The organism is Bradyrhizobium sp. LTSPM299 (genome assembly GCF_000938235.1).
Classification (GTDB): Bacteria; Pseudomonadota; Alphaproteobacteria; order Rhizobiales; family Xanthobacteraceae; genus Bradyrhizobium.
In genome coordinates, this window is sequence record NZ_JYMU01000024.1 from 1 (window position 1) to 17,434 (window position 17,434).

Genomic DNA, 17,434 nt, shown 5'->3' on the forward strand with positions numbered 1-17,434 from the left:
GCCAAGCAGGCCGGAGCGGGTGGCACACACGGTGGTGTCTCACCGCAGATCGTCGGTCCGCCAGACGTCATCGGTCGACGACGGCACGCCCACGGGTGGATCAGGTCCACCATTGGCCAGGATTGCCGCGCTGGAGAAGGTCGCCAGCAATTGCAACGGTGGTTGCGAGTCAAGCCTTCCACACGGTGGCCTACCTTGGGTTGGGTGTAGCGAGTCGGCTGGAGGGACAACTGGACTTGGACCCTTCTCGATAACGTGCAGAGACAACCTCACCTACAAATCCTACGTGGACTGCCTCGAGACCAGAATCTTCTTGGGCGAGTACGCAAATAAAGCCCGCTGGACTTGCAGCAGCCTGCAACTTGCCGGGAGACTTACATTCGCCGATCTCAAGCGATCAAGGCATTAGCGCTAGAGCGTTTCCGAGCGAAGCCAGCGTAGCCCGGGTGAGCGGAGCGATACCCGGGCTAGCACGCCCGCACGTCGCTTGGCTCATGCAGGCCGCGACGAGTTCAGCGTCGTTGCGGGCCAACAGAGCCACGACGATTTGACGTCGGCGCGCTGCATGACGCCTAGAGCGTTTTCGAGCGAAGTGGATACCGGTTCGCGTGAAGAAAACGCGTCAAAATAAGAATCTAGAGCTTCGGTTCTGATTCAACCAGAACCGAAAGTGCTCTAGCGAAATTCTCACTTCATCGGCCAGATCGCCTCGGCGATTGCGGCTTGCGGCGGAGAGATGGTGACGAACTTGCCGCCGACATATTGCAGCAGCACCGGGTCGGCGTCGTTGTTCTGGCCCATGTCGTCGAACTTGATGCGCCGCCACGGCATGATGGTCTGCTCCCCCGGAATGTCGGTTGCGGCCAGCGCGTCGCGGATTTTCGGGCCGTCGGTCGATTTGGCGCGGTTGATCGCGTCCGCCAGCACCAGCAGGGCCACGAATTCGCGCGAGGTGAGGTCGTTGAAATCCTTGCCGGACTTCTGCTTGAACATGGCGTTGATGGTGCCGACCATCGGCCGCTTGGTGGCGAGATCGAGCGAGAAGGTGCTGCGCGAGATCAAATTCTCGAGCTTGTCTCCGACCGCGTCATAGAGCGCCTTGTCGGAGAAGCCGCCGTCCTGCGCCACGATCGCATTCGCCCTGTAGCCGAGCTCGGCCATGGTCTTGATCAGGAGAATGCCATCCGTGGTGTAGCTGGACGGCATCAGCACGTCGGCATTGGCTGACTTGAGCTGCTGCACCTCGGCCGAGAGCGAGGGCGTGTTGGAGCGGTACTTGATATCGGCGACGATCTTGTAGCCGCGTTCGGCGGCAAGCTTGGCCTGCGCGTTGCCGGAGTCGGTGCCGAAGATGGTATCCTCGTGGAACAGCGACAGCGTCTCGATCTTGGTGCCCTTCTTCCTCATCGCATCGAAAAAATCGAACATCGCCGCCGAATACATCTCGTCATGCGGCGCTGGACGGAAGAAGTATTTCAGGCCGCGCCGATGCAAATTCGGCGAGGAATTTTCGGCGGAGACAAACGGAATTTGATAGCGCTCGCAGATCTGGCTGACGGTGACCGCGACCGCGCTCTGATAGGTGCCGATGACTGCGCAGACGTTGTCCTGGGTGATCAGGCGCTCGGCTTCGGCGCGCCCCTTCTGCGGATCGGATTGATGGTCGGCAAAGATCATCCGCAGCTTGGCGCCACCAAGTCCCGGCAGACCCACGCCCTTCGCCAGCGGCAAGTCGAAATCGTAGTCGTTGTTGATGATCTCGGCCGCGGTCTCGAACGCCCTTTGCGCATCGACACCGGTCTGGGCGTTCGCACCTGACAATGGGTAAGTAAAGCCGATGCGTATCTCGCCATCGTTTTGAGCGGATACCGGCAAAGTGCTGGCGGCGAGCGCTGCGGTGCCGCCCAAAAGAAGCGTTCTGCGATCCATAACGTTCACCTCTCCGAGTTAAACGATCAAGACATGCGTTATTCCATCAAATAGCCCTGCTCGCGGTCCCGCCGCCGCAAGGAAGCCTGCCGCTCGCTCGGCGGGCCGAGGCCGCCGCCGCCTGAGGTCACAAGCCGGATCACGTCGCCGTGTCGCAGCGGCATGTTGGATATTTTCGAGGGCAGTCCCTGCGATTTTCCATCGCGTACCAGATCGAGGTGGCCTACGGCCCCGGGTTCGCCGCCATCGAGCCCGAAGGGGCGAAAGTGGAAGCGATCCATCTGTCCCGTGAAGGTCGCCGCCTGGCTGTCGATGCGCCAGGCTCGGCGCAGGCCGAGGCCACCGCGATGCCGCCCGTCTCCACCCGTCCCCGGCGCGAGGCCATATTCAACCATGGTGATGGGCATGCTGCTCTCAATCATCTCGATCGGAATCGAGGCGTTGTTGTGCATGCCGAACGAATGCGCGCTGGCGCCGTCGCCATCGGGGTGCGCGCCGCAGCCCCCGACCTCGATCTCGACCAGCACCTTTCGCGCACCGCTGGCTTCCATGGTCTGGAACGAACAGACGTAGCTGACGGCATAATAGGCCGCCGGCAGTCGACCGGGAATCGCCTTCGCGAGAGCACCGAACAGAACGTTGAGCAGGACGTGACCAGGTGCAAGCCGATGCGCGACGGGCGCGGGATGCTGCGCCGACACGATCAGGCCCTCGGGCGCGACGATCTCGATCGGACGGTAGCAGCCGGCGTTCGGCACGATCGGACGGTCAGCGGCGGCGACGATAGCGAAATAGACAGCAGACGACGTCGAACCGAGCGTCGCGTTGATCGGTCCCGGGACCTCGCGGTCCGAGCCGGAGAGGTCGACGACCAATTTGTCACCGGTCACGGAAATCCGTGCATGGATGCGCACCGGCCGCGCCACGTCGATGCCATCGTCATCGAGAAAGTCCTCGAATTCGTAAGCGCCGTCGGGGATGGCGCGAATGACGTCGCGCATGGCGGCCTCGGATGCGTCGAGCATCGCCGAACACGACGCAATCAGGGTGTCTGCGCCGTATCGCGCCGTCAGGATTTCGACCGCGCGCACGCCGACGCCCAGCGAGGCGATTTGCGACTGCAGGTCACCCATGACGGCAACCGGCTGGCGCACATTCTGGGCGATCAGTCGCCACAGCACGTCATTGCGCACGCCTCTCGCGAAAAGCTTCGAGGGCGGAATGCGCAATCCTTCCTGATAAATCTCGGTCGCGTTGGCGGCGTAACTGCCGGGCGACATGCCGCCCATGTCAAGATGGTGGCAGAGCGTGCCGACGATGGCAACACGCCTGCCCCCGGAGAAAACGGGACGGAAGGCCGCGATGTCGGGCAGATGCTGGCCGCCACAATAGGGATCATTCGAGATGATGACGTCGCCCTCTTCCCAGAGGTCGGCCGGAACGAACCGATCGAGGATCGTCCGCAGAAAATAGCCCATCGAATTGAGGTGCTGCGGAATGCGTGCCGACTGCGCCACGTTGTTGCCATCAGCGTCGAAGATGGCCGTCGAGTAGTCGAGCATCTCGCGCACGATGGTCGAGCGGCTGGTCCGCCACATCGTGACGTCCATCTCCGCGGCCGCAGCCGTGAGCGCGTTACGCAACACTTCGAGTTCGATAGGATCGAGCGTCGTCATGCCAACTCCTCGTTGTTGACAGCCACGAGATGACCGTCGCGCCCGCGCGTGAGCGACCAGCCCGGTGCAACGTAAACGGCCGTATAGTCTTCCTCGACGATGGCGGGCCCGACAATCTCGAGCGAATCTCTGATCGCGGCGCGCCGCCAGGTGGTTACGTCTTGCCATTGACCGTTGACGTAGACACTGCGGCGACCGGCCGTGGGGCTGTCGGTGTGAGAAGGCTGTTGAGCAGATATCTGCGGTCGCGCCATTCGTCCAATGGCTGCAAGCCGCAGGGTCACGAGCTCGATCGCATCTTCCGGACTGGCGTAGGAAAACCGTTGCGCGTGCTGGGCGTGGAAACGAAGGCCAATTTCGCCGATGCCACTCTCGTCGAGCGGAATCTCGCCCCAGGGCACGCTGAGCTCGAAGGCCTGACCGCGATAGCGCAGATCGGCAGAGAGCTCGAACTGTCGGTCGTTAGGCGCAATGCCGTCGGCTTCAAGCCGTGCCGCACCTTCAGCCTTGAGGCTCTCAAAACAAGAATGCACCCAGGCGACGGCGCTGCCGTCGAACCGCTGCACACCCGAACGGCCAAAGGCGTGCTCGATATCGGCCATCAGCACGCCGCGCGCCGAGAACGTGCTGGCATCGACCGGAAAGATGATGCGTCGGATGCCCAGCTCGTCCGCCACCGCGCAAGCGTGCACCGATCCTGCGCCGCCGAAGCTCAGCATGGTGAAATCGCGCGGATCGAGCCCTTTCTCGAACAGACTGACGCGGATCGCCGCCGCGAGATTGGTGTTGGTCAAGCGGAGAATGCCCGCGGCGGCAGCATCCGTATCGAACCCGAGCGGGTCCCCGGCCCGCGCCAGGATGGCGGCGCGCGCCGCATCCCGATCAAGCGCCATGGCGCCGCCGAGGAAGGTGGCGGCATCCAGCCGGCCCAGAGCGAGATTCGCATCGGTTACTGTCGGCTCGGTGCCGCCGCGGCTGTAGCAGACCGGGCCAGGGCGTGCGCCAGCGCTCTCAGGGCCGACCGTCATCTGCCTCGCCGCATTGACGCGTGCGATCGAGCCACCGCCGGCGCCGATGGTGCGAATCTCGATCATCGGCAGGCGTACGGGCAGCCGGTCGATCTCGCTCAGGGTGACGATCTCGAGCCTGTTATCGCGGACGACCGACACATCGAAACTTGTGCCGCCCATGTCGACGGCAACCAGATTGGGCTCGTCGAATTGGCGCGCGAGCTCGAGCGCGGCCATTGCCCCACCGCTCGGGCCCGACAACAACAGACGGGCCGGCTCAGCAGCGGCGGTGGCCGGCGTACACACCCCGCCGTTCGACTGCACGATCAGGAGATGCGGAGCGAACGCCTCGGTGCGCATGCGTACGTCAAGGCGGTCGATGTACGCGCGGACAACGGGCTGCAAAAGCGCATTGAGCACGGTCGTACTGGTCCGTTCATATTCTCGGATTTCCGGGCTGATGACCGACGACAGTGAAATGTCGAGCCTCGGCAGCGCTTTTCGGATGCGATCGGCAAGACGCTGCTCGTGATCGGAATTGGCGTAGGCGTGGAGTAAGGCGACAGCGACCGTTTCGATGTCGACTGCGGCCAATTGCGTGATGACGGCATCGATGTCGGCCTCGGTCGGCACGCGTTCGGCGGTGCCGTCAAAGCGCATTCGCTCGTGAAAGCCGAAGCGCCTGTTACGCGGGATCAGCGCGGGGACCGGCTGCGGATGGATCGAATAGACCTCGCGACGGTAGTGGCGACCGATCTCCAGCACATCCTCGAAACCCGCCGTCGTCACCAAAGCCCCCGCCGGCAGCTTGCGCTCGAGCACCGCATTGGTGGCAATGGTGGTGCCGTGCATGAGATAGCCGACATCAGACAAGGTAAAGCCGTAGCGTCGGCCGGCGGTCTTGATGCCCTCGACCAACGCAATCGACGGATCTTCCGGTGTCGTCGGCAGCTTGTAGGCAACGATCCGGCCGTCGCGCGCATCGAAGATCTGCAAGTCAGTGAAGGTGCCGCCGATATCGACCCCGATCCGGACAGGTTTGGTGGAGGCATTCATCGATCGATATCCAACCGCGTGTGCGAGCACCTGATGCGCGTGTCCGTCTGCATTATCAACTCTCTTGAGGCGCCGCACGGATGAGCCGCCAGCCGCGCTTGGGTCTATGCAGCAATCCCTGCAATTCATGTGCCGTGCAGGCCCGGAGGACCGGTGCAGATGTCATAGGACCATGCTTAACGAGCAGGGCGGCCAGGACGAGTTCGAAGGTACGCGCCTTGCAGGCCGCGGTCGTGGATATCAATCTCGGGTTGGGCGGGACACCGTCAGACCGGCTATCCACGTCTCAAGCGTGCCGGAAACTGAAATGGCGTACCGACGGGAGCGCTGCATCAATTCACAAGCGCGGATTCGATGGGGGCTAGAAAAGCCTTCAGGCCAGCGTCATGAAGCGCGGCTTGAATTCGAACGAGGTCCTCTCGCCTGCCGCCATCAATGTTGCCTCGCGCAGCGCCGGCGAGAAGCCGACCACGAATGGCAAATAGCTTCGACCAGGGCAGTGGTTCGGCGCGTGTATAGTTCTCAAGCGCGGCCACGTACGCAAGGGCCTCAGCTCCGTCGCCAGCCGACAGCAGTGCCTCGATGGCGTCGCGGTAGAACCACAGGTGGTTATGCCCGACAGCGCCTCGGCCAAGCATGTCCTTGCCTTCGGCAAGCAGCGCGGCGCGCTCCGCCCGGTCGGTGACGGCACGGCTCAAGGCGCTTGTGACCTTTGGTCCGCAGAACTGCGCTCCTCCTTCTCGGCAAATCGCCAACGCCTCTCGCAACATTTCGGCAGCTTCCGCGCGTCGCCCAGTATCAAGCAGAATCCGCGCCTGCATTTCGAGTCCCTGTGCCTCGAAGCGCCGCGCACCAAGTTGTCGGGCAAGACGCAGCGTTCGATCCAGGTAGGCCTGCGTCAAATCGAAGTCGCCGTGTTCATAGCAGGCGAACGCGCCCAGGGTTTCGCCGAGCAGTTCGGCGCGGGGCTGTCCGACGAGCGCAGCGGTACGGGCAGCAGCGTCGCCGTCCTCTTTTGCTTGCCGTACCTCGTTGAGGTAGATGCGACTGAACCCGACCATGGAGCGGTTGGCCACTTCGATGCGACCGAATCCGTGTTGCCGGCTCAGCGCTACGCAATGGCTGAAGTGGTCGAACGCACTGCGCATCTTGCCCTGCGCATACGCTGCGTCCGCAAGGCCACCGAGCGAGCGCGCCTCTGCTTCCGGAGAGCCCGAGCGCTGCGCAAAGCCGAGGCCCCTTTCATGTTCCTGACGGCAACCGTCGATGTTGCCAAGCGGAAAGTAGATGTTGCCCCGCAAGTGGTGGATGCGTGCGAGTTCGGCCACCATATCGTGGCGCTGGGCCGTGCGCTGCGCGTCCGCAAGTAGATTGAGTGCTTCTTCAAGGCCTTCGCTCACCCGAAGACCCTCCGCCAATCCCAGCTGCGCTTGACACATGGCAACCTCGTCGGGCGAGGCGGCTATTGCCAGCCGATAGGTTGTGACGGACGAAGCGATATCTCCGAGATCGCGCTGCAGTTCGCCCTTGAGGCAGATCAGGGCGTGGCGGTCGGCATCGGTTTGCGCGACCTCCATGCCTCGATTGGTCAGCCGGAGCGCAGCATCGACATGAAATGCCGCGCGCCGGGCAGTGGCCGCTCTGAGGTACCCCTCGGCGGCCCCGGCGTCCTCGGCGCGATCGAGGTGCTGCGCGTGCAGCGTAAGGTCCTGTCCTGCGAACCACTTTGCAGCCCGAAGGTGCAATTCCCGCCGACGGGATCGAAGCAGGGAGGAGTAGGCTCCCTCCTGAATAAGCGCGTGAGCGAACAGGAAATCATCACCCTCCGGAAGGACCAGCGCGTTGCTAATGAGGCCGTCGCAGACATAGTCCGGTCTGTCGACGAGGTGACGCAGCAGGGCGAGATCAAAACGCTGGCCGATAACCGCGGCAGCTTGAAACGCCTGCCGATCACGCTGCGCCAATCGGTCCATGCGCGCGAGGACCAGACTCTGGATGGATGCGGGGACGGCATCCTCGCTGCCTTCTTCGGCGTTGTGCAGAAGCTGCTCCAGAAAGAGCGGATTGCCGCCCGCGCGCTCAATGCATGCGAGCGCGACAGAATGACTAGCGTCGATGAACCTCCCAGCCAGGCTCAACGCCTCGTCTCCTCGCAGAGGACCGAGATCGATGGTCGCGAATGGTGTTCCACGGCAACTTGCGCGCCACGCGGCGTCGAGCGGGTCGCCCTCGACACGCGAAGTCATAGCCAGAAGGCCGGGACCGTTGGCTACGGCCGTTGCAAACGCCGCAAGATGCCCGAGCACCTGTGGATCAGCCCAATGGAGATCCTCCACAATGAATAGCATGGGTTCACTGTTGCAGCCGCGGGCGACGAGTGCCGCTGCCACTTCGCGCTTGCCGCGGTTACGAGCGGTGTTGTCCATGGCGTCGTAAAGTGTACGCCACTCGCCGGTTTGCTCCAGGTCAAGCAGGTCATGAAGAAAAACCATCCGCTCAGGCGCGACCGCTCCGTCAGCGACCAAACGTTCGGCCGCACGGTGTCGTGATTCCGCTTCGGAAGATGGCGTCAGGCCGAGCAAACTCAGGAGTAAAGCGCGGATCGGGTCCTGTCCTTTGCGGACCCCGAAGTCGAGAACAAGGCCGCGATGAGTAACGAGACCTGTGGCCTCGGCGAAACGTCGCATCTCCTCGACCAATCTGGTTTTGCCGATGCCCGCCTCGCCGCGCACGTAGACAACTTGACCGGACCGCCGCGCAAGACACACGCCGAGAATACTCTTGAACTGCTCCAGCTCGGCCTCGCGGCCGACGAACGAGCTGCGCGTTGCAGCCAACGGCTCAGCCGCTAGGCCACGCAGTCGCCAGGCCCGCGTGGGCGCTTCAAAGCCTTTCAATTGGATTTCGCCGAGCGCGTCGCACACGCCCCGTCCGGAGAGCGCGTGGTAAACGCCATCAGAAAGCAGGGTCTGTCCAGGGCCGGCAGCGGCCACAAGGCGTGCCGCCAGATTGACTGAATCGCCGAGAACCGTGTAGTCGTTCGCGTCGGCGCGCCCCAAAAGGCTGGCGACCACTTCGCCGCTGGCTATTCCGACATGGGCCTGGAGCGGCCGGACGGCGTTCAAGCTCATCTTGCCGAGTGCCTCATGGATATCCAATGCGGCGCGAGCAGCGCGCATCGGATCATCGTCATGCGCGCGGGGCGCCCCGAAAAGCGCCATCACAGCGTCACCAATGTGCTTGTCGACCGTACCGCCATATCCGACGACAATACCGTCGACGAGCGTGGTATAGCGGCCTACCAGCTCTCGGACCTCTTCAGGATCGAGCATTCGCGACATTGCGGTGAAGCCACAGAGATCAGCGAAAAGCACGGTCACTTGCCGGCGGTCCCCTGCCGGCAGGCCATCGGCAGGTTCCGGGCTCGGCGCGGTTGTCACACTCCGCTCTGCAATTGCGGCCAGCAAACGCTTGCGATGGCCAAGAGAAGCGATACCGAGCTCTCTCAAGTCCGCTTCAGTGAGTTTGCCGAGAATGGCGAAATCAATGTCGTTTTCAGCAAACGTCGCCGCGTATTGGGCGAGGCCCAATGCTGTCAGCCATTCCCGAATATCCATGGTTGATGCCCAACCTGCGGATCCAGAATATCGACAGGCTAGCCTCGGACCACGATTTGTTAAAGCATTTTGGTAGCAAATGACCGTTTCGGGCCAATCGCGCCGGTTTGACGCCCGCCCGCTTCTTCCCGTCTGCCACAATCAACGGACATCGCAAGACCGGCCCGACTGGCCGGTTTCGACTGCAATAACTTGTCCGGGTGCGACAAAACAACTCGGACGGGCAAATCAGCAAAAAAGCTGTCAAGCTTCCGCACGACAATATTTCTGTTTCTCGGAGTTATAAATCAGTGTGTGGATATCACCGTCCCACCCGTTTGAGAGGCGAGCGCACGTCGCTCTGCATATGCTGAAGCGTGGATTGCTTCGCTTCGCTCGCAATGACGGAGACTTATGCCCGCCGCACCACCCCGCCGGCATTCATGCCGCCATCGATCACGAGTTCCGTCCCCGTCACATAGCGCGACGCATCGGAAGCGAGATACAGTACGCCCTGCGCGATCTCGATCGCCTGGCCGGCGCGGCCGAGCGGCGTCGCGAATTTTGCGCGCTCTTCCGGATCGATCGGCGCGTTCTGGCCGGCGCCGGTGGCCCCGGTCGGGATCTTGCCCCAGATCGGCGTGTCGATGATGCCAGGATGCACCGAGTTGACGCGGATGCCGTCGCCGATCTGGGCGCACTCCATCGCGATCGACTTGGCAAACAGCCGGACGCCGCCCTTGGTCGCGCTATAGCCTGCAAGGGTCGCCGCACCGCGCAGGCCGGCGAGTGACGACATCATGATGATCGACCCGCCGCCGTGCTTGCGCATCAGCGGCAGGGAATGTTTTACCGACAGGAACACGCCGTCGAGATTGATCGCGGTCTGCCGACGCCAATCTGCAAGCGACATCTCGACGATCGATGGCGCGCCGATGCCGATGCCGGCGTTCGACACCATGATATCCAGGCGGCCAAAGCGCTTGCCGATGTCTGCGACGACTTCGACCCAGCGCTCCTCGCTGGTGACGTCCTGCTGCAGGAAGCTGACGTCGCGCCCGGCCTTCTTGAGGCGAGCGGCGAGCTCCGGCCCGTTCAACTCGTCGATATCGGTCGCAACGACGGTCGCGCCCTCCTGCGCCAGCAATTCCACGATCGCAGCACCAATGCCTGATGCACCGCCGGTCACCAGCGCGACCTTGCCTTCAACCTGTCCCGACATGTCCACTCCCAATTTTTCTTATCTGATCTTATCGGATGACCGCCGGGCCCTGATCCGGCACCGCGACATCGAGCACACGGAATTGCACACGTTCGGTGCCTTGCCAACGGTCAACCGCGAGAGAGCCCGCCACATGCAATTGCTGGCCGCGATTTTGCGTCAAGGCGTTGCCGAGCTTCTGCCCGACCGAGCGGAATGCAATACCGTTGACGATGGAGCCGTCGCCGGACTTGAAGCGCAGCCGCAGATGCGCCTGCCCGACCTCGTCGGCGTAGACCAGCTGATGCGACGGCAGCGCGATCACCGGCTCCGGATTGCCGCTGCCGAAGGGACCTGCGCGATTGAGAATTGCGGCAAATTCCGGCGTCACCGCGCGCGCACTCACCGCGCCGTCGATGAACAGCTCGTTCTCGTGGCGCGAATTGGCGACGTCGGCGGCGAGCGCGTTCTCCAGGAAGGCGCGGAATTCGGCGAGCTTCTCCTTGCGCAGCGTCACGCCGGCCGCCATCGCATGGCCGCCGCCCTTCATCAGGAGGCCATCATGCACCGCCTGCCGCACCGCCTTGCCGATATCGACGCCTCCGATCGAGCGCCCCGACCCGGTGCCGATACCGCCCGGCTCGAGCGCGATTGCAAACGCCGGACGCGCGAATTTTTCCTTCAGCCGCGACGCCACCAGCCCGACCACGCCGGGATGCCAGCCTTCGGCGGCGGTGACGATGACAGCGCCCTTGTCCTCGAGCCCGAGCGAGGCCTGCGCCTCGGCTTCGGCCTGCGCCTCGGCCGCCTGCTCGATCAGGCGCCGCTCGCCGTTGAGGCGGTCGAGCTCGGCTGCGATCCGCGCGGCCTCCGAGATGTCGCCCTCGAGCAGCAGGCGGACGCCGAGATCGGCGCGTCCGATGCGGCCGCCGGCGTTGATGCGCGGTCCCAGCATGAAGCCGAGATGCCAGGCTTCGGGCGGCCCGTTCAGCCGCGCCACATCCATCAGCGCGGTGTGGCCGACATGGTCGCGGCGGCGCATCGCGATCAGCCCCTTGGCGACGAAGGCGCGATTGAGCCCGGTCAATGGCGCGACGTCGGCGACGGTGCCAAGCGCAACATGATGCAGCATGCCGAGCAGATCCGGCTCCGGCCTCTCGCTGCTCCAGAAGCCGCGCTGACGCAGCTCGCGATTGACGGCGACCAGCGTCACCAGCACGAGGCCGACGGCCGCGAGATGGCCGAGCCCCGAGAGATCGTCGGCCCGGTTCGGATTGACCAGCGCATCGACCACGGGAAGCTCATCGCCGGTCTGGTGGTGATCGATCACGACGACCGACATCCCGAGCTTCTTGGCTTCCGCCAGTGGCTCGATGCTGGTGGTGCCGCAATCGACGGTGACCAGCAGCGTCGCGCCCTTCGCCGCCAGCGCGCGCACGGCATCGGTGTTCGGTCCGTAGCCTTCGAAGATGCGGTCGGGGATGTGGATCAGCGGATCGAGCCCGCAATGGCGCAAATGCCAGGCGAGTAATGCCGCCGAGGTCGCGCCGTCGACGTCATAGTCGCCGAAGATCGCAACCGTCTCGCCGCGTGCAGCCGCATCCGCGATACGACGCGCCGCGGCCTCCATGTCGGTCACGGTGTGGGGATCGGGCATCAGCTTGCGGATGGTCGGATCGAGGAAATCCTGGACTGCGTCGAGTTGGACGTCGCGCCCCGCCAGCACCCGCGCCAGCATCTCCGGCAAGTTATGTCGCTGGACGATGGCAAGCGCCCGCGCCGCGCCGCGCGCATCGAGCCGATCGCGCCAGAGCTTTCCGGTCAACGAGCGCGTCACGCCGAGGAACGCCGGCGGCGCCTCGACGGGGAATGCGGATGCGGGAAGTGTCATGATGCCTTCCGAGCTAGGCACGAAAGGTAACGCCTCAATGATTCGCAAGCCAGCGCTAGCAGCCCATTCGGTCGGCTACCCCACCGAAATCCTTGGCGACGATGTCCCAGTCGCCAGTGGCTTCGAAATCGACCTTCTGCAGCGGGCCATATTCGGCCGGGCGCGCCACGAACGCTGTCTTCAGGCCGAGCCGCTGGGCGTGCTTGAGGTCGTAATTGTGCGCGGCGACCATCATCACCTGCTCCGGCGCCAGGCAAAGCAGCTTGGCCGCACCGAGATAGGTCTCCGGATCGGGCTTGTAGTGCTCGAACAGCTCGGCCGACATGATCAGGTCCCAAGGGAGCCCGGCGAACTTTGCCATGTTGGTCAGCAGCGCGACGTTGCCGTTCGAGAGCGGCGAGATGATGTATTTGGTCTTCAGCCGGGTCAGGCCTGCGACGCTGTCGAACCACGGATGCAGGCGATGCCAGCCCAGCGTCAGATGATGCAGGTCGGCCTCGGTCAGCCCCTTGATCCCGAGCTGCGCGACCAGCTTCTCGAGCGACTGGCGGTGCAGCGTGTCGAGCATGGCGTAGCCGTTCTGCGGGTTCTTGCGCACCTCGTCCATCGACGCGGCATAGACCGCGCGCCAGCCATCGACCAGCGCGGTCCAGTCGGCCTTGATGCCCCGCGTCTCCGACCATTTGCTGAAATCGTTGATCAGGCTGGTGCGCCAGTCGACCACCGTTCCGAACACGTCGAACACCAGCGCCTTGACCCCGGAAATATCAGACATGTTGGTCTCCCGTGTTTTTGTTTTTGGTTGTCGTTCCGGGGCGATGCAAAGCATCGAATCCGGAACCTCGAGATTCCGGGCTCGTCCTTCGGACGCCCCGGAATGACGGCATCAATCCAGGTGGAACTTCTCCAGCTGACGGTGCTCGGCCTTGATGTAGCGCACGGTGCCGGTGACGGAGCGCATTACGACCGTCTCGGTCTCGATCACGTCCTTCCTGAACTTCACGCCCGAGAGCAACGAACCGGTGGTGACGCCGGTGGCGGCGAACAGGCAGTCGCCCCTCGCCAGATCCTCGATGCCATAGATCATCTTCGGGTCGGTGACGCCCATCTTGTGGGCGCGCGCGCGCTTCTCTTCGCTGTCGAGGATCAGGCGACACTGCATCTGGCCACCGATGCAGCGCAGCGCGACCGCCGCCAGCACGCCCTCGGGCGCGCCGCCGGTGCCGATATACATATCGACGCCGGTGTCATCCGGGGTCGCGCAGTGAATCACGCCGGCGACGTCGCCATCGGTGATGATACGCACCGCAGCGCCGGTCGAACGCACGCTGTTGATGATGTCGGCGTGGCGCGGACGGTCGAGCACCAAGACGGTGATGGCGGAGGGATCGACACCCTTGGCCTTGGCGAGGCGCCGAACGTTGTCCGCCGGCGGCGCGTCGAGCTCGATCACGTTCTTGGCAAAGCCCGGACCGATCGCGATCTTCTGCATGTAGACGTCGGGCGCGTGCAGCAGCGTGCCGCCATCGGCCATCGCCATGGTGGCGATCGAGCCGGGCATGTTCTTGGCGCACAGCGTGGTGCCTTCGAGCGGATCGACCGCGATGTCGACCTTGGGGCCGGCGTTGAGCCCGACCTTCTCGCCGATGAACAGCATTGGCGCCTCGTCGCGCTCGCCTTCGCCGATCACGATCGTGCCTTCGATCGGCAGCTTGTTGAGCTCGCGCCGCATCGCGTCGACCGCGGCCTTGTCGGCGGCCTTCTCCTGGCCGTGGCCGCGCAGCCGAGCGGCCGACACCGCCGCGCGCTCCGTCACCCGGACGATTTCAAGCGTCAGGATGCGCTCGAGCAGCATCTGCGGCGGAACGGAAATATGGGTCGACATGGCGTACTCCTTAAGCCTCACTTTAAGTCCCGCTGCGGGCCACCCTGCCCGCATCGCATCAATCGTTTCGCGCCCGACCCGTTCGGCCGCGCGCTAGTTTTTCTCGATCCGGATCACCTGCGGCCGGCCGCTGATGACCTTGTCGCGCTGCACTGCAGCCAGCGCGCGATGCACCGCATCTTCGTTGGTTGCGTAGGTAATCAGAATGACCGGAACGGGTGAAGGCTTTTTGGCCGACCCGTTCACATCGACGCCATCCGGATGCCGCTGCACGATCGATTCCAGTGATATCTTCTGCTCCGCGAGCCGGGTGGCGATAGTTGCGGCAGTGCCTGCTAGATCACGCGCCATCAGGCGGATATAATAGCCACCCTCATGACGTTCCATTGGTGCCTTGATGGTGTCACGCAACCGTTCGACCGGACGCCCGAACGGCTTGGCGCGGATGCCACGTGCAACATCGGCGATGTCGGCGAGCACGGCGGAGGCGGTTGCTGCACCGCCCGCGCCGGGGCCGACCAGCGTGATCGGCGGAATGCCCTCGCCATCGATCGTCACCGCATTGGTGACGCCCATCACCTGCGCGATCGACGACGATTTCGGCACCATGGTCGGATGCACGCGCTGCTCGATGCCCTTGGCGGTGCGCACCGCGACGCCGAGCAGCTTGACGCGATAGCCGAGTTCCTCGGCTGCGCGCAAATCCTCCGGCGTGATCGAGGAGATGCCTTCGACATAAACGGCGCTCTGCGCGACCTTGGTTCCAAAGGCGAGGCTCGCCAGGATCGCAAGTTTCTGTGCGGTGTCGTGGCCATCGACGTCAAAGGATGGGTTGGCTTCGGCGTAGCCGAGGCGCTGGGCGTCCTTGAGGCACTCGGCGAACGACAGGCCCTCCTGCTCCATCCGGGTCAGGATGTAGTTGCAGGTGCCATTGAGGATGCCATAGACGCGGTTGACGCTGGTGCCGGCCAGGCCCTCGCGCAACGTCTTGATGACCGGGATCGCGGCGCCGACCGCCGCCTCGAAGTTCAGCGCGCCGCCATGGCTCTCCGCGGCGTGCGCGAGACGCAAGCCATGCTTGGCGATCAGCGCCTTGTTCGCCGTCACGACCGATTTGCCGGCCTTCAGTGCGGTCTCGATCGCGGCGAACGCGGGATCGCCGGCGCCGCCCATCAATTCGACGAAACAGTCGATATTGGGATCCTCGGCGAGCGCCTGCGGGCTCTTGGCCCATTCGACGCCGCGCAGGTCGAGGCCGCGCTTCTTGGCTTTCGAACGCGCGGTGACGGCAACGACGCGCACGCCGCGGCCACAGCGCTCAGACAGCACGCGGCCCTGCGCTTCGATCAGGCGGACGACATCGGCACCGACGGTGCCGAGCCCCGCTATGCCCACTTTCAGCGGTGCGACCATGAGATTTGGAACCTGGAAGGATTAGCGTCGATTGGCGAGAGGAACCACGTTGTGCAACGTTTCGATGCCGCTTTCAAGGAAGCGACGCACGCCACGCGCAGCCTGCCGGATCCGCTGTTCGTTCTCCACCATTGCGATGCGGACGTAGCCTTCGCCATGCTCGCCGAAGGCGACGCCGGGCGACACCACGACGCCGGATTTCTCGACCAGCAGCGTTGCGAACTGCATGCTGCCGACGGCCTCGAATTGCTTCGGCAACGGCGCCCAGGCGAACATCGAGGCCTGCGGCGGCGGAATCTCCCAGCCGGCGCGGCCAAACGACTCCACGAGTGCATCGCGGCGCTTGCGATAGGTATCGCGCATCTCGCGGATGCAATCGTCAGGCCCGTTCAGCGCTGCGGTCGCCGCCACCTGGACCGGCGTGAAGGCGCCGTAATCGAGATAGGATTTGACGCGCGCAAGCGCTGCGATGATGCGGTCATTGCCGACCGCAAAACCCATGCGCCAGCCGGCCATCGAAAACGTCTTCGACATCGAGGTGAATTCGACGGTGACATCGATCGCGCCCGGCACCTGCAGCACCGACGGCGGCGGATTGTTGTCGTCGAAATAGACTTCGGCGTAAGCGAGATCCGACAGAATGAAAATGTCGTGCTTCTTCGCAAAGGCGACGAGATCCTTGTAGAAATCGAGATCCGCGACATAGGCAGTCGGGTTCGATGGATAGCAGACGATCAGGGCGATCGGCTTCGGGATCGAATGCTGGATGGCCCGCTCGACCGCCTCGAAGAACTGCGGCGTCGGCTCCGACGGTACCGAGCGGATCACACCGCCCGCCATCAGGAAACCGAAGGCGTGGATCGGATAGCTCGGGTTGGGACACAGCACCACATCGCCCGGCGCGGTGATCGCCTGGGCAACGTTGGCAAACCCCTCCTTCGAGCCGAGGGTCGCAACGACCTGCGTATCCGGATTGAGTTTGACGCCGAAGCGGCGCGCGTAATAGGCGGCCTGGGCCTTGCGCAGGCCGTTGATGCCGCGCGAGGCCGAGTAGCGATCGGTCCGCGGCTTGCCGAGCGTTTCCTTCAGCTTCTCGATCACGTGGGACGGAGTCGGAAGGTCCGGGTTCCCCATGCCCATGTCGATGATATCGGCCCCGGCATTGCGTGCGGCCGCCTTGGCCTGGTTGACCTTCTCGAAGACGTAAGGCGGCAGACGGCGAATGCGGTAGAAATCTTCCATGGGACCCTTGCTCCGGCAACCGGCACGCCAGAATCGACACCCTGCCTCGCGACCGAAGCCAGAGCAGGCTTCGCACAAAAATCACACCAAATCAATAACTTAGCGCGATTTCAGGAGTGGACTGGGGTCAACGACCGGAGATGCGGTTGAATTGAGTTTCTTTTAGCACGGACACCCGGCAGCGCTAGCGTTGATCGGCCTGTGCGCGGTTACTTGCCCGTTGAATTCTGGGCTGCCGCGGTCTCCTGCCGATCCCGCGCGGCCTTCAGCTCCGCCTGGAGCTTGGCCTGGTCGGCCGGCTTCATCGCCTCTTCGCTGCGATCAGGCGGAAGATCGTGAACCGGGAGATAGCCGCTGGCCTCCTTTGGCCGCGCCGGCGCGTCGGCGGGCACACCGACCCCCGGCAGGTCCGCGACCGTGCTGGCGCAGCCGCTCAGCCCCGCTATCGACGCGAGCAAAATTGCAGCCGCAAGGCCCCTCATCATCCGATCAATCGGCATCCGCCGAAAAGTCCCCAACAAGCAGGCGCACAAGG

The 17,434-nt window shown here is 63.9% G+C and carries 11 protein-coding genes; all 11 read right to left on the bottom strand.

Going from position 1 to position 17,434, the window contains the following annotated elements:
• Window positions 1-687: 687 nt before the first annotated feature.
• Complete coding sequence (locus UP10_RS15990) at window positions 688-1,929, bottom strand: ABC transporter substrate-binding protein (RefSeq protein ID WP_044588298.1); 1,242 nt, start codon at window positions 1,927-1,929, stop codon at window positions 688-690.
• A gap of 38 nt (window positions 1,930-1,967) precedes the next feature.
• Window positions 1,968-3,605, bottom strand: coding sequence for a hydantoinase B/oxoprolinase family protein (locus UP10_RS15995; RefSeq protein ID WP_044588299.1), 1,638 nt, complete (start codon window positions 3,603-3,605; stop codon window positions 1,968-1,970).
• Window positions 3,602-5,671, bottom strand: a complete 2,070-nt coding sequence (locus UP10_RS16000; protein WP_044588300.1) for a hydantoinase/oxoprolinase family protein — start codon at window positions 5,669-5,671, stop codon at window positions 3,602-3,604. Before UP10_RS16000 ends, UP10_RS15995 begins: the two co-directional genes overlap by 4 nt.
• Before the next feature lie 332 nt (window positions 5,672-6,003).
• Window positions 6,004-9,288 (bottom strand): adenylate/guanylate cyclase domain-containing protein, encoded by a 3,285-nt coding sequence (locus UP10_RS16005; protein WP_044588301.1) that lies wholly within the window; start codon window positions 9,286-9,288, stop codon window positions 6,004-6,006.
• A gap of 391 nt (window positions 9,289-9,679) precedes the next feature.
• On the bottom strand, window positions 9,680-10,489 hold the full coding sequence (locus UP10_RS16010) for a glucose 1-dehydrogenase (RefSeq protein ID WP_044588302.1): 810 nt from the start codon (window positions 10,487-10,489) through the stop codon (window positions 9,680-9,682).
• A 28-nt stretch (window positions 10,490-10,517) separates the two neighbouring features.
• The gene (gene recJ / locus UP10_RS16015) at window positions 10,518-12,359 is read right to left on the bottom strand and encodes a single-stranded-DNA-specific exonuclease RecJ (protein ID WP_044588303.1); all 1,842 of its coding nucleotides are present in this window, start codon (window positions 12,357-12,359) and stop codon (window positions 10,518-10,520) included.
• 55 nt (window positions 12,360-12,414) lie between these two features.
• Window positions 12,415-13,134 carry a haloacid dehalogenase type II gene (locus UP10_RS16020; RefSeq protein WP_044588304.1) on the bottom strand — a complete coding sequence of 240 codons (720 nt, stop codon included), beginning with the start codon at window positions 13,132-13,134 and terminating at the stop codon, window positions 12,415-12,417.
• A 111-nt stretch (window positions 13,135-13,245) separates the two neighbouring features.
• Window positions 13,246-14,244 (bottom strand): class II fructose-bisphosphatase, encoded by a 999-nt coding sequence (gene glpX / locus UP10_RS16025; RefSeq protein WP_044588305.1) that lies wholly within the window; start codon window positions 14,242-14,244, stop codon window positions 13,246-13,248.
• A 93-nt stretch (window positions 14,245-14,337) separates the two neighbouring features.
• Window positions 14,338-15,657: a homoserine dehydrogenase gene (locus tag UP10_RS16030; protein ID WP_044588306.1), complete on the bottom strand. Its 1,320-nt coding sequence runs from the start codon at window positions 15,655-15,657 to the stop codon at window positions 14,338-14,340.
• A gap of 21 nt (window positions 15,658-15,678) precedes the next feature.
• Window positions 15,679-16,899 carry an LL-diaminopimelate aminotransferase gene (locus UP10_RS16035; RefSeq protein ID WP_044588307.1) on the bottom strand — a complete coding sequence of 407 codons (1,221 nt, stop codon included), beginning with the start codon at window positions 16,897-16,899 and terminating at the stop codon, window positions 15,679-15,681.
• 209 nt (window positions 16,900-17,108) lie between these two features.
• Entirely contained in the window at window positions 17,109-17,399 is a 291-nt protein-coding gene (locus tag UP10_RS16040) for a hypothetical protein (protein WP_044588308.1), read from the bottom strand.
• Between the last annotated feature and the right edge of the window lie 35 nt (window positions 17,400-17,434).

What these genes read in the sequence shown, in the direction of transcription:
- UP10_RS16040 (WP_044588308.1), bottom strand. Translation starts at nt 17,399, where the DNA reads ATGCCGATTGATCGGATGATGAGGGGCCTTGCGGCTGCAATTTTGCTC.
- glpX (WP_044588305.1), bottom strand. Translation starts at nt 14,244, where the DNA reads ATGTCGACCCATATTTCCGTTCCGCCGCAGATGCTGCTCGAGCGCATC.
- UP10_RS16035 (WP_044588307.1), bottom strand. Translation starts at nt 16,899, where the DNA reads ATGGAAGATTTCTACCGCATTCGCCGTCTGCCGCCTTACGTCTTCGAG.
- UP10_RS16030 (WP_044588306.1), bottom strand. Translation starts at nt 15,657, where the DNA reads ATGGTCGCACCGCTGAAAGTGGGCATAGCGGGGCTCGGCACCGTCGGT.
- recJ (WP_044588303.1), bottom strand. Translation starts at nt 12,359, where the DNA reads ATGACACTTCCCGCATCCGCATTCCCCGTCGAGGCGCCGCCGGCGTTC.
- UP10_RS16020 (WP_044588304.1), bottom strand. Translation starts at nt 13,134, where the DNA reads ATGTCTGATATTTCCGGGGTCAAGGCGCTGGTGTTCGACGTGTTCGGA.
- UP10_RS16010 (WP_044588302.1), bottom strand. Translation starts at nt 10,489, where the DNA reads ATGTCGGGACAGGTTGAAGGCAAGGTCGCGCTGGTGACCGGCGGTGCA.
- UP10_RS15995 (WP_044588299.1), bottom strand. Translation starts at nt 3,605, where the DNA reads ATGACGACGCTCGATCCTATCGAACTCGAAGTGTTGCGTAACGCGCTC.
- UP10_RS15990 (WP_044588298.1), bottom strand. Translation starts at nt 1,929, where the DNA reads ATGGATCGCAGAACGCTTCTTTTGGGCGGCACCGCAGCGCTCGCCGCC.
- UP10_RS16005 (WP_044588301.1), bottom strand. Translation starts at nt 9,288, where the DNA reads ATGGATATTCGGGAATGGCTGACAGCATTGGGCCTCGCCCAATACGCG.
- UP10_RS16000 (WP_044588300.1), bottom strand. Translation starts at nt 5,671, where the DNA reads ATGAATGCCTCCACCAAACCTGTCCGGATCGGGGTCGATATCGGCGGC.